The organism is Desulforamulus profundi, assembly GCF_002607855.1.
The window spans coordinates 1-12,959 of sequence record NZ_AWQQ01000004.1 but is presented as its reverse complement, the minus strand read 5'-3'; the positions used below and the strand labels follow the sequence as shown (position 1 = coordinate 12,959).

At 48.5% G+C, this 12,959-nt stretch carries 10 protein-coding genes and 3 pseudogenes; 10 read left to right on the top strand and 3 right to left on the bottom strand.

What is annotated here, in order from left to right; all coding sequences use genetic code 11:
• The first annotated feature begins 678 nt into the window (after positions 1-678).
• The 10 genes and pseudogenes from P378_RS00365 (at position 679) to spo0A (ending at position 11,168) form a co-directional block, all read left to right on the top strand.
• Positions 679-1,260, top strand: coding sequence for a hypothetical protein (locus P378_RS00365; RefSeq protein WP_099081878.1), 582 nt, complete (start codon positions 679-681; stop codon positions 1,258-1,260).
• Positions 1,261-1,278: 18 nt separating this feature from the next.
• Positions 1,279-3,198 carry a 1-deoxy-D-xylulose-5-phosphate synthase gene (gene dxs, locus P378_RS00360; protein WP_099081877.1) on the top strand — a complete coding sequence of 640 codons (1,920 nt, stop codon included), beginning with the start codon at positions 1,279-1,281 and terminating at the stop codon, positions 3,196-3,198.
• Between the two features lie 257 nt (positions 3,199-3,455).
• A complete protein-coding gene (locus P378_RS00355) occupies positions 3,456-4,262 on the top strand; it encodes a TlyA family RNA methyltransferase (protein WP_099081876.1) in 807 nt (268 codons plus the stop codon).
• 166 nt (positions 4,263-4,428) lie between these two features.
• Positions 4,429-4,956 (top strand): hypothetical protein, encoded by a 528-nt coding sequence (locus tag P378_RS00350; protein ID WP_099081875.1) that lies wholly within the window; start codon positions 4,429-4,431, stop codon positions 4,954-4,956.
• Entirely contained in the window at positions 4,953-5,819 is an 867-nt protein-coding gene (locus P378_RS00345) for an NAD(+)/NADH kinase (protein WP_099081874.1), read from the top strand. Before P378_RS00350 ends, P378_RS00345 begins: the two co-directional genes overlap by 4 nt.
• A 7-nt stretch (positions 5,820-5,826) precedes the next feature.
• Positions 5,827-6,389: pseudogene (gene mnmM, locus P378_RS23840) on the top strand (tRNA 5-(aminomethyl)-2-thiouridylate-methyltransferase MnmM).
• Positions 6,386-6,843, top strand: a pseudogene (argR, locus tag P378_RS00335) (arginine repressor). The pseudogenes mnmM and argR overlap by 4 nt, the downstream one beginning before the upstream one ends.
• Before the next feature lie 4 nt (positions 6,844-6,847).
• Positions 6,848-8,548 carry a DNA repair protein RecN gene (gene recN, locus P378_RS00330; protein WP_099081873.1) on the top strand — a complete coding sequence of 567 codons (1,701 nt, stop codon included), beginning with the start codon at positions 6,848-6,850 and terminating at the stop codon, positions 8,546-8,548.
• 371 nt (positions 8,549-8,919) lie between these two features.
• A pseudogene (spoIVB, locus tag P378_RS00325) lies at positions 8,920-10,217 on the top strand (SpoIVB peptidase).
• Positions 10,218-10,397: 180 nt separating this feature from the next.
• Positions 10,398-11,168: a sporulation transcription factor Spo0A gene (gene spo0A / locus P378_RS00320; protein WP_099081872.1), complete on the top strand. Its 771-nt coding sequence runs from the start codon at positions 10,398-10,400 to the stop codon at positions 11,166-11,168.
• Between the two features lie 509 nt (positions 11,169-11,677).
• Here spo0A and P378_RS19185 read toward each other — a convergent pair.
• The 3 genes from P378_RS19185 to P378_RS00310 all read right to left on the bottom strand — a co-directional run.
• The gene (locus tag P378_RS19185) at positions 11,678-11,842 is read right to left on the bottom strand and encodes a hypothetical protein (RefSeq protein WP_180260905.1); all 165 of its coding nucleotides are present in this window, start codon (positions 11,840-11,842) and stop codon (positions 11,678-11,680) included.
• Positions 11,843-12,130, bottom strand: coding sequence for a hypothetical protein (locus tag P378_RS00315; protein ID WP_099081871.1), 288 nt, complete (start codon positions 12,128-12,130; stop codon positions 11,843-11,845).
• Positions 12,131-12,145: 15 nt separating this feature from the next.
• A partial coding sequence (locus tag P378_RS00310) for a DNA adenine methylase (RefSeq protein ID WP_143338375.1) occupies positions 12,146-12,959 on the bottom strand: 814 nt, incomplete at its 5' end.

Here is a 12,959-nt window from a genome sequence, read left to right as displayed (position 1 = left end):
ATTTGAGGCAGAGGTTTTAAGCATGTTATAATTTAAAGCGTGCAATAGACATACTTAAAAATAAGTGATGCAGTATCCTAGTCAGCATCACCTTTCCGAAGGCGGGCCTAAAAATCCGTCAAGGGCACATCGATGAAGTTCCTGGTGCTGGCTTTTGACGCCCAGTTGGGGGCTGGTACTGGGAGTTAAGGGGATGGGGCGACCTGCAACGGCATGTGGGCATCGACCCCGTCCCCGTGGAGACCCAAGTGCGTGGGGAGTCGGAAACGGCGAACTATGGCTTGGTTGTTAACCTGCATGTGGTAGGAAGCTGCGTGCAGTGTAGCCTGACTTGAAGTGGCACTGGTGGATTCCTCTGGTACAGCGGCAGAATACGGGCCCGTAATCTGCTGTTGTGGGATGAAACCTTTGCTGCAAAAGAGTCTAAGAAAGATTGATGCTGTCGAGGAAAACTCCTAGGCTGTCCGGCACCACGCCGGGGTAGATCAGGGATTAAAGTGTGGACTAAGTGGTAATCTAGTCCTGAGAGCGGCGACGCCTCAGATAGGGTTTAATGGGAAACCGCCGGTTTGGCGACAGCCGGTACCGCTATGGGAAAACCTGCTGGACCTAAGCCACAACATTTACCTGATCTGCTACCACTTATTAAATTTTACATACTCACATGAGGTGAACTTTTTGGGTAATCATAAATCCAATGTTTCGAGTCGCTACCTGCTTTTGGTTTCCATTGGATCTTTCCTTTTGGCGGTTATTTTCTCTCTCCTGTCTGAAACCATGACCAGGATCGTACAAAGCGTACTTATATCCTTGTCAGGTTTGCTTACTATTATACTTATTGGTATCTTTGCCGATATTATCGGAACAGCGGTTACCGCTGCCCAGGAGGCACCTTTTCATGCCAAAGCGGCCAAACGTGTACGCGGGGCGAAGGAAGGTGTTTTTTTGTTACGCAATGCCGGTAAGGTTGCCAATATATGCAACGATGTCATTGGCGATATCGTCGGTACAGTGAGCGGTGCTTTAGGGATCTCAATTGTGGTTAAAATAGTTAGTAACAACCCGGGCACGGATGCCTTTTGGGCCAATATCATCATGACGGCGCTGATTGCCTCCCTGACGATTTCCGGCAAAGCATTAGGAAAAACACTAGCGCTCTCCAGGGCAAATGATGTAATATTCTTGGTAGGTAAGGTTTTGGCTTATTGGGAGAAACTTACTGGTAAAAACCTGGGAAAAAAGAATCGTTCCAGGTCTTAAAAAGAAGGTGGACAAGGTTTGACCTCATTATTAAAAACCATTTACAGTCCTCAGGACATACAGAACTTAAGTCTTAAACAACTAAAAAGTTTAGCCGATGAAATCCGAGACACCATTATTCAGACCGTGGCGGAGACCGGCGGTCACCTGGCTCCCAACCTGGGAGTGGTAGAACTTACCCTGGCCCTGCATCGGGTTTTTAACTCTGCGGTGGACCGGATTATCTGGGACGTGGGTCACCAGAGTTATGTGCACAAGCTGCTGACCGGCCGCCAGGTCCAGTTTGCCACCCTGCGACAATACGGCGGCATCAGCGGGTTTCCCAAACCCGAGGAAAGCATCCATGATGCCTTCGCCACCGGGCACAGCAGCACATCCATTTCTGCCGCCCTGGGTATGGCATTGGCCAGGGATTTAAAGGGAGACCCGCATTCCGTGGTGGCTGTTATCGGCGATGGCTCCTTGACCGGTGGCATGGCCTTTGAGGCCATGAACCATGCAGGTCATTTAAAAACCAATCTGATTGTTGTTTTAAATGATAACGAAATGTCCATTGCTCCCAACGTGGGGGCTTTGTCCGGCTACTTAAGCAGGCTAAGAACCGACCCTATGTATTCAAAGGGTAAAGATGAGATTGCCGAGCTTTTGCAAAAACTCCCCCACGGGAGCAAGCTCCTGAAAGTCGTGGACCGGCTGAAGGACAGTTTTAAGTATTTGGTGGTGCCCGGGATGCTGTTTGAGGAACTGGGCTTCACCTATCTGGGACCGGTGGACGGCCATGACATCAAGGCGATGATGACCATGCTCCAGCAAGCCAAGACTGTCAGCGGGCCGGTTTTAGTCCATGTGCTAACGCAGAAGGGCAGAGGATATCAACCCGCTGAAGAAAACCCCGACCGGTTCCATGGCGTGGGTCCCTTTGATGTGGCCACAGGGACCGTGAAAAAATCCGGCGGCGGGGCACCCAGCTATACCGAAGTATTCGGCAAAACGCTGGTGAAACTGGCTCAAGAAGATGATAAGATTATCGGCATTACCGCTGCCATGCTCGACGGTACGGGGTTAAACAGCTTTGCCAGAGAATTTCCCAAACGCTATTTTGATGTGGGGATCGCGGAACAGCATGCCGTTACCATGGCGGCAGGCATGGCCATGACAGGCTACCGGCCTGTGGCTGCCATTTATTCAACCTTTTTGCAGCGCGCCTATGATCAGGTGCTGCATGATGTGTGCCTGCAAAACCTGCCGGTAACCTTTGCCCTGGACAGGGGCGGTTTGGTAGGCGATGACGGTCCCACGCACCACGGGGTGTTTGACATCGCGTATTTACGCAACATACCGAACATGGTTATTATGGCGCCTAAGGATGAAAATGAACTGCAGCATATGCTGAAAACCGCTGTCTACCACAGCGGACCGGTGGCGGTAAGATATCCTCGGGGGAACGGTGAAGGGGTGCCGATGGATGAAGAATTGCAGCGCCTGCCTATCGGAAAAGGCGAAATCCTGCGAGAAGGCAGCGACGTTCTGCTCATTGCCACCGGCAACATGGTGCGGGAAACGCTAAAAGCCACGCAAAGTCTCAGCGCCCAGGGGATTGAAGCTGCGGTCATCAACGCCCGCTATGTGAAACCGCTGGATGAAGAACTGATCTTGGATTATGCCCGCAGGACAAAAAATGTTGTCACCATCGAAGAGCATGTTCTTATGGGCGGCTTTGGCAGTGCGGTGCTGGAGCTGTTCGAGGCAGCCGGGCTGACCGATGTGAAAGTGAAGCGCATCGGCATTCCGGATGAATTTGTGGAGCATGGCAAGCAAAATATCCTCAGGGCCAATTACGGGCTGACCGCCGAAGGCATCATTGAAACCGTACTGTCAAAGGAATTTGAATTTAAGAAATGCCGTAAACTAAAGGCCGTCCGCGGGAAAAGAAACTAGGCTTAAGTGTATTCCTTTGGGGTCTAGTTGTTAGATTATGGGGAAGTTCTTTATGGTCCTGTTGCTAGTTAGAGCTTTTATAACAGGACCATAAAGAAATATCTATAAGTCTGAATACAGGAGCCCAGAGAAAAGCCCATTAGTCTAAATACAAGACCCTAAAGAAAAGACCCGTTAGGCTAAGACACAGACATCTAAGTGCTAAAAGATAATGTAAAAGCCAGGGTTTATACCACAACCTTTTGGAGGCAATTCAATTGGCTGTTACCAAAGAACGATTGGATATTTATCTTGTAAACAATGGTTTTTTCCCCAGCCGGGAGAAGGCCCGTGCCGCGGTGATGGCCGGGCTTGTTTTTGTTGATGGGACCAGGGTGGATAAACCAGGCCACCCGGTAAAAGCGGAATCCGATGTGCAGGTGCAGGGAAACCCGCTCCCCTATGTGAGCCGGGGAGGGCTGAAGCTGGAAAAAGCTATCCAAGCGTTTCATATCGATTTAAAGGACCGGGTTGTCATTGACATCGGGGCCTCCACCGGGGGCTTTACGGATTGCGCGCTGCAAAAGGGGGCCAGGCTGGTTTATGCCGTTGATGTGGGCTACGGACAGTTGGCCTGGAAACTCCGCTCCGATCCCCGGGTGGTTTCCCTGGAGCGGACAAACATTCGGCATTTGGAGCCCGGGACGCTGACAGAAGCCCCCTCCTTTGCCACCATTGATGTTTCCTTTATTTCCTTGTCTCTGGTCCTGCCCCGGGTGGATCTCCTCACACAGCCAGTAGCCGAAGGGGTGGCCCTGATTAAACCCCAGTTTGAAGCCGGCAGGGAACGGGTAGGCAAAAAGGGTGTAGTTCGGGAGCCGGAAGTCCACGTAGATGTTATTAATAAAATTTTAACCGTCGTCCACAGTCTTGGCTGGCAGGTGAGTGGCCTGGATTTCTCCCCGGTACGCGGCCCTGAAGGAAATATCGAATACCTGCTGTACTTTTTAAAAGGGCATCCCGGCCAAGGGGCAGCGCCGGATTTTAACGAAGTTGTGGCAAAAGCGCACTCGACTCTTGGATAATTTTTGGGGTCTAGCCTTGTTAGCTTTTCTTTGGGGTCCTGTATTTAGACTTAAGGGTATTTCTTTGTTGGTCTAGCAGGTTAAAAAACAGGACCCTGAAGGAATGCCTTAAAGTCTAACAACTTGACCCCAAAGGAATACCCTTTAGCCTAAGGGAGGTGATTTCTTGCTCCCCAGTGACCTTCTCATCGTAGGCATTATCATTGGCGCAATTTTACTTTATAATATCATTAGAATAGGACAATCCTACGCCGCCAGGCGCCGGGTTTTGAAGGCGGGAAAGGCGGAAGCTGCGGCCAGAAAGTTTCTTGAGTCGGAGGGCTACACCGTCCTGGCGGTGCAGGAGCGGGTTCCCATTGTGACCAAAATAAACGGGAAACCGCATAAAAGCCATATCCAGGCTGATTTGATCGTACAGAAAAGGAAAAAAGTTTATGTAGTGGACGTAAAAACCGGGGAAGTGGCCCAGAAACCGGCGGCGCCGGAAAACCGAAGACAGCTGTTGGAATATTTTCTGGTGTACCGCCCTGACGGGGTGCTGGTGCTTGACATGGATCATCACAAAATCTATCACATGGAGTTTGAGATCAAGTTCCCCTCCCCCAAGGGTCTAAACCCGGTCCCCTATATCATCTCGTTTTGTGCCGGGGTACTAGTGACTTTAATTCTGATTAAAGGAGGAACATTCAGTTGAACACCATTGGACTGGTGGTCAACAGCAGTAAAGGTGAGATATCGGACCACGTCAGAAGAGTGGTTTCCTGGCTGACCGAACAAAACATAAAGGTTTTATTTAACGAGGAGAGCGCAGCGTTGTTAGGACGCCAGGGAGAAGGAATGCCTACCAGGACGTTAGCCGAAAAATGCGACTGTATCATGGTTTGGGGTGGGGACGGTACCCTGCTGAACTGTGCCAGGCAAACCGCCGCCACCGGCACTCCTATCTTCGGCGTTAATCTGGGGCGCCTCGGCTTCTTGACAGAAATCGATATTCCGGATCTCAGAGAAAAGATGCAAGCCTTAATTGCTGGCCATTATATTGTAGAAGAGAGAATGATGCTAGAAGCTGCCGTGATACGGGACGGCGAGATCATTGACAACTCTGTGTGTTTAAATGATGCCGTGGTGTCAAAGGGAGCCTCTTTCCGCATGGTTCATCTGAACATTAAAGTGAATGGGGAGTTTGTGGGGGGATTTTCAGCTGACGGGGTGATTGTTGCCAGCCCTACCGGCTCCACCGCCTATTCCCTCTCGGCAGGTGGACCCATTGTCTCACCGGATGTCCACGTCATGTTAATTACCCCCATCAGCCCCCATTCTCTGTCCAACCGCCCTCTCGTTATCTCCCCGGACAGCGAGGTTGAGATCCGGGTGCTGCCTTGTGTGGATGACGTCCGGTTAAATTTGGACGGGCAATACGGTTTTCCCTTAAAGGCCGGTGACAGGGTGCTGGTGAACAAAGCACCGATGAAGGCCCGGTTTCTTAAAATACAGAAGACCGCATTTTACGAAGTACTAAGGGAGAAATTAAAGGAGTGGCAGAGTGGTCTTGATTAACTGGTTTATGGCAGCGAAACTGGGACACCATTTCCTCTCTGAAATATTACAGAGGGGCCACAGTGCCGTGGATGGGACCATGGGAAACGGGCATGACACCCTGCTGCTGGCCCAACTGGTAGGCCCTGAGGGGAGGGTGTATGCCTTTGATGTGCAGGAGCAGGCTCTGGAAAACACACGGCGGAGATTGGCATCGGAAGGCGTGCTGGATGAGCGGGTCAAATTAATTCAAGACGGCCACCAGAATATAAAAAATATATCGATCATTCTATACAGGGGGCCATCTTTAATTTAGGATACCTGCCCGGAGGCAATCATGAAATCATCACCCAACCCGGCACCACGCTGATTGCCATTAAGCATACCCTGGAACTGCTCAGCAGCGGCGGCCGTCTGGTAATTGTTGTCTACCCGGGTCACCCCGGGGGACAGGAAGAAAAGGAGGCCGTGGAGGCAGTGGCTTCTCAATTGGACTCTCTTATATACAAGGTTTTAAAAATAAATTTTCTCAACCGGCCACCCTCAGCACCGGGAGTACTTTTGATAGAGAAGGCGAGGGATGAAGCGTGAAGACACAACGCCAGGCAAAAATATTGGAATTAGTCCGCGACAGAACCATTGAGACCCAGGAAGAATTGGCGGCGGCACTGCGGGCCGAGGGGTTTGAGGTAACCCAGGCCACCGTGTCCAGGGACATTAAGGAACTAAGCCTGATCAAAATACCTGGCGAACACAACACCTCTTACTACGCCTCTCCGGACGAACCCATGATGCGCCGTGGCAATGAGGACAGGCTAAGACGTCTGGTCCGCTTGTCCTTGAGCGACATCAATTCCAGTGAAAACTTGATCATTATTAAAACACCGCCCGGGGAAGCCCAGGGTATGGCATCCGCCATTGACACGCCCACTGGCCGGAGATTATCGGCACCGTGGCCGGGGATGATACCATTCTGATTATTATTAAACCCAAAGAGGCCACGCCACAGGTTGTGCAGCGATTCCTGGAATTGGCAAGGGGGTAAGCCTGTGCTCCACTCGTTATATGTAAAAAATTTTGCCCTGATCGACGATGTAGAGGTGAACTTTGACAAAGGCCTGACCATTGTCACCGGGGAAACCGGTGCTGGTAAATCCATGCTGATCGACGCCTTGCAGGTGGCCCTGGGAAGCCGGGCTTCAGCGGACTTTATCCGCTCCGGCAGGGAAAAGGCCACCGTTCAGGCCACCTTTGATGTTTCACGGCTGTCCTGGATAAAAAAACGAATGGAAGAACTGGGCGTGGACTGCGAAGAAGACGGTCTGTTGGTTCTGGCCAGGGAGCTAAGCCGCAGCGGCAAAAATGTCTGCCGCATTAACGGGCGCCCGGCAAACCTTGGCCTTTACCGGGACATGGGCAGCGGCTTACTGGATATGCTGGGCCAGCATGAGCAGCAAACGCTGCTTGATCAGGACAAACACCGCTGGTTGGTGGACAGGCTGGGTGGATCTGAATTGTTGGAGCAGGCCGGAAAAGTGAAAGAAATCTATATCCGCTGGAGAGACACCTGCTCCCAGTTAAAAGATCTGGAGTCCAATGCCCGGGAACTGGCCCGGCGCATTGATATGCTTTCTTTTCAGATGCAGGAAATCACCAAAGCTCAATTGGCGGAGGATGAGGAAGACGAACTCCTGAACGAGCGGCGTCTGCTGATGAATTCTGAGAAGATTTCCCGTCTGGCCGGGGAAATCTATGATCAACTTTACGGGGGCGAGGCCGGTGCAACGCCGGCAATTGAGGGACTGGGAAAGGCCCTGACATCCCTCAGGGAACTGGCGGAGATAGACAGCAATCTTACAGGGTTGCTGGAGATGTTGGAAAACGCCCTTTACCAGATCGAGGATGCGGCCAGAGAAGTTTCTTCCTACCGGGACAACGTGGAGTACAATCCTGAGCGGCTTGATCAAATTGAACACCGTCTTTCTTTAATTAAGCAACTGAAATACAAATACGGCTCCACCGTTAGGGAGATACTGGCGTACAAAGAGGCTGCCCTGGCGGAACTGAACACCTTGAGCAATCGTACAGAAAAAGCAGAGGAATTAAAGGAAACCATCAAAACCCTGGAGAAAGAATGGCACCGGCAGGCAAAGATTCTCACCATACTTCGCCAGAAGGCGGCCAAACAGTTAGAAGAAAATGCTGCCAGGGAGTTGAGGTACCTGGAAATGGGCGGTATTGATTTCAGGGTAAGCCTGACCCCCAGGGAAGAGATTTCCGACCTGGGAATGGAGGATATCGAATTCCTGATTGCGCCCAACCCGGGAGAACCGTTGCGACCGCTGCAGAAGATCGCCTCGGGCGGGGAACTTTCGAGGATCATGCTGGCGCTCAAAGTGCTTTTGTCCGGTGTTGATGAGGTTCCCACCTTGATTTTTGACGAAATTGATACCGGCGTAGGTGGCAAGGCCCTGCAGGCCATCGGAGAAAAGTTGGCCCAGGTGGGACGGCATCGGCAGGTCATTTGTGTAACCCACGGGGCCCAGGTGGCATGTTTTGCTGACACTCACTATTTAATCAGTAAAAAAGTAGTGGACGGACACGCTCAAACATCGGTGGAACCTTTAGACCAGGCAGGCAGGGTAGAGGAACTGGCCAGGATGCTGGCCGGTCGGGAAATCACCGGCGCGGTAAAAGATCATGCTCTGCAAATGATCAGAATGTCTGCTGTTTATAAAAATCAAAAATAAAAAATTTTTTAAAACGACTGTATACCGGTAACAGTCGTTTTTGTTTTGGCGGCTTTTTTAGAATCAGCGAAGAACACCGGATTGCGGAAAGCAAAATTTTCTAAAAAAATGAAAACGGCAAAGTAAACAAAACTTACAAATTGGTTCTCAACAAGCAGAACAACTGAATCCGGCATTTTCAGGCAGAAATAACATGAGTAAAAGCATTTTTATAAGGTTATCTTAAGATTACTGAGACTTAATTTAAATTTTGCCGTATTGCTTGGTTTTTATGTTTCTAATTACATTTAGGAGGTGATTTTAAAAAATCTTTATTAAATAAAAGGGGGGCTGTACTTGGACTACCGGAAAAAGAAAACGCCACTGCTTTTTTGGCGGTCATATTCTTGGGCCTTTGTTTACAGCTACCGTTCCAAACGTTAAAAGAATTACCTTTACATCAGAGAGTTTCTGTGGGAGAGAAATTGGATTTTGATCTTAACTTACCCAAATTCTTGGCGGATAATTTTGAGTTTACCATTAATGGAGTAAAACCTACAACATTTTATCTGGGAAGCACCACACCGGTGGCGGCAAACCCGGGCCAATTGGAAGTACAAGTAAAATTATTTGGCTTAATTCCGGTTAGACATATGACGGTCAGTGTAGTGCCTGAAATAAGAGTCATTCCAGGCGGGCAGGCCATCGGAGTGATGGTGGAATCCGAAGGAGTGATGGTGGTGGGCAGATCCGCCATTGTAGATGAAAAAGGCATCAGACACAACCCGGCAGCGGAAGCTGGAGTGGAACTGGGGGATGTGCTGATCAAAGTCAACGGGCAAAAAGTAGAGACAGAGAGCCAGGTCAGGGACATAATAAACAAATTGGGGCAAGACGGAAAATCACTGGATATGGAACTAAGAGACAGGCATTCTAAAGAAATTTACAAAACCAGGATAAAACCAATTTACTGCAACGAAACGAAACGTTACCGGATCGGTTTATTTGTCCGGGACAGTACTGCCGGTGTGGGCACCATGACTTTTTTTGACCCCCAGACAAAATCCTACGGGGCTTTGGGACACATTATCAGTGATATAGACACCTGCCAACCCATTAATTTGGACAGGGGAAAAATTGTCGCCGCCCGCATTGAAGGAATAAGAATAGGGAGAAAGGGCCAGCCCGGCGAAAAAATGGGTGTATTTCGAGGGGAAAATGATATTTCCGGTACTATCACGAAAAACACAAATTGCGGGATTTTTGGGAAATTAAACAAAGCACCGAAAAATATTTATGGAAATGGAACCGTTCCTGTGGCAATGGCCGGTGAAGTTAAAGAAGGCCCTGCGAGATTTATACAGTTTTGAAAGGAGATAAGATTGAAAAGTTTAAAATACAAATCGAGCAGGTAAATCCCCACAGCACTGAGGGAAAGGGAATGATTATAAAGATTGTCGACCAGAGATTATTACAAAAAACAGGGGGAATCATTCAGGGTATGTCAGGAAGCCCGATTATCCAAGATGGAAAGTTGGTGGGTGCGGTTACGCATGTATTTATTAATGATCCGTCCAGAGGGTATGGTGTGCTTGCAGAGTGGATGCTCTATGATTCCGGAGTTCTCCCCAAACATGTGAGTGAAAGAAATTACGCAGAATTTGGCGCTATGACAAATATAGCCTGCTAAATTAATCTAGAACTGGATTTTTAGTAAAATATCTGTCGAATTGAATAAATATAAGCTTTTGGTAATTTTTCCTTTTTTAAGAAGGAGTTTAAACCCCGCCTGTCGAATGCTTTAAAACATCAAAAACAGTTTCCATTTTATGGAAAAAATAGAGAAAAAATAGGAGGCGGGGTCTTACATATGATTAGAAAGGCTATCAAGGTGTTAATCGCCGATGATAACAGAGAATTCTGCGAATTACTAAAAGAATTTATCAATCAGCAGGATGATTTTATGCTAGTAGGTATAGCCAACAATGGTTTGGAAGCCTTGGAAATCATCAACCAGCAGGTTCCGGATGTTATGGTGCTTGATATTATTATGCCTCACCTGGATGGAATCGGGGTGCTGGAAAAAATATCAACCGGTGCGGTGGGCCATAAACCCAAGGTCATTATGCTGACGGCCTTTGGTCAGGAAAGTATTACGGCCCGTGCCGTAGAACTGGGGGCAGACTATTATATTTTAAAACCCTTTGACTTTTCTGTCCTGGCAACCCGCATGCGCCAACTGGCGGACGGGGTGGCCGTCTCCCAATATATTTCCACCTCCAAACCTCGTAATTTAGATGTTGCAGTTACCAACATCATACACGAAATGGGAGTTCCTGCTCACATCAAAGGGTATCATTACTTGAGAGAAGCAATTCTTTGCGTGATCAATGAGGTGAATCTGCTGGGTGCCGTCACCAAAGAACTTTATCCCATGATTGCCCAAAAATATCAAACCACTCCCAGCCGGGTGGAAAGGGCCATCCGACATGCCATTGAACTGGCCTGGGATCGCGGTAATGTTGAAATGATGACCAAATTCTTTGGTTACACCATCAACCTGGAGCGGGGCAAACCCACCAACAGCGAATTTATCGCCATGGTGGCGGACAAGTTGAGAATTGAAAGCAAAGTAAGTTAATAAGGACTGCAAAAGGGAGTAGCTTACATCTACTCCCTTTAATATTATTCCTATGAGATGTGTAAGCTGATTTTCAACTGATTTTCAACCAACATTTTTTTCCAGACCCCAAAGCATTGAAAATAAAGACTTTAATCACATCTAAAAATCTACACTACAAATGGCATTTTTTGAGAACAAATCCAGTAAAATCAAGGCTTTAAGGAATATTTATGGTTGAACATCAGTGTAACCACTATTGACCAGCCCGCAATAAAAAGAAGCAGCACATAACAAAACACGCCCTGCAAAAGGACGTGTTTAATAGGGAAACTTATTGAACCATACCCCAAACCGATACGGAAAAAGGAAGAGAGGGGCGTTCTCCCGCAAAGGATAGCGCCTCTCTCCTTTAACTCGCCCATAGTGTTTTCCCGGGACGGTTTTATTAAAATTGCCTTCGACAACAATACCTACACTAAAAAATGCCTGAGTAATAGCAACGTATAACTTCGCCCGTGTGGTTTCCTCTAACTGGCAGTTACCAGAGCATAACCACTTAACTTAACGGCGGTCATCGTTTCCGCGAGTTCTTCCGCTTCCCATTCGGAGTGAACGGCAAATCCGGCAGGACTTACCCGCATTGCCGCACCGTTGCCGAAACTGTTATAGGGTTCGGGGTCTTCGCTGAACACTCACCGATAGAACATACCGCCGAATCTGCAGTTCGGATACTTGCGCCCGATTTTCTGCATATACTTGACGGTTAGGTCGGAAAGCAGGGCGTGGTAGTTGTGGTCATAACCGCGAGCGGTCGGCTCTTTGGATTTCGTCGCTTCCATAATTGCCTTGGCAACGGCAAGGGTCATTATGCTGTCGTCGGTGGCAAAGCAACCTTCGGCTAACAGTTCAAAGTCCTTGCTCCTGTGGTTGTTGAATTCGAAATGCGACCCTACAATGTCGCCGATAATTGCTCCAAGCATAACAGCACCCCCTCCTTACCAAGCAAATGAACCTTCAGGTATGTTCGTAATAACAATTTCTTTTCCCCTAACACTGCCGCCTGCGTTATGCTGAATACCGTACTCTGTCATATGGTACTGTTTATAGATGTCTCGAATCAAGTCGCAATCATCGTATGTCACAATCCATCGGGTTTCACCTAAGTGTTCGGTTATGATTCTTTCAAGGCTTCTATGGTCTTCTTCCTTAAAGTAATTGGCATAGAGTTGCCGTCCTTTCTTAACATACGGCGGGTCTATGTTGAAAAACGATGTGCAAATCGTGTCCTGCAAGCGAACGGTGATAAGCTCACTTGCGTCGCAGTTGTATAGTTCAATACGGTTTTTAAGCAGAGCAATCCGTTCGATTTTCTTAACTATCTCACTCTTATTGAAGCGGCAATCAATCTTATATGCACCGTTCTGAGATAGCCCACCTATGGGTCCGCCCTTGATAACGCCGGAAAAGTTCACGCGGTTCAGAAACAGCGTTGCAAAACCGTCGCTCACCTCATCGGCAGAGCTATCCCTATAAACCGCTTTCTGCTTTTCCCGCTCCTCTAAGGTTATAGGAGTATCCGTAATCCTTTTGAGCAGGTCTTCTGTGTGATGAAGTACAGAGTACCAAAAGTGGTAAATGTGCGAGTCAAAATCGTTAATAACGGCCGACTGTACGATGTCGTCACACAACAAACCAATCCCTATACCGAATCCCCCCGCAAAAGGCTCTACGTAGGTTCTGTCGCCCAGTGTGTTGGCTTCAATAAGGTTTTTTACCTTGCCATAGATTTTTGATTTGCCGCCCGGATAG

What these genes read in the sequence shown, in the direction of transcription:
- spo0A (WP_099081872.1), top strand. Translation starts at nt 10,398, where the DNA reads ATGATTAGAAAGGCTATCAAGGTGTTAATCGCCGATGATAACAGAGAA.
- P378_RS00315 (WP_099081871.1), bottom strand. Translation starts at nt 12,130, where the DNA reads ATGCTTGGAGCAATTATCGGCGACATTGTAGGGTCGCATTTCGAATTC.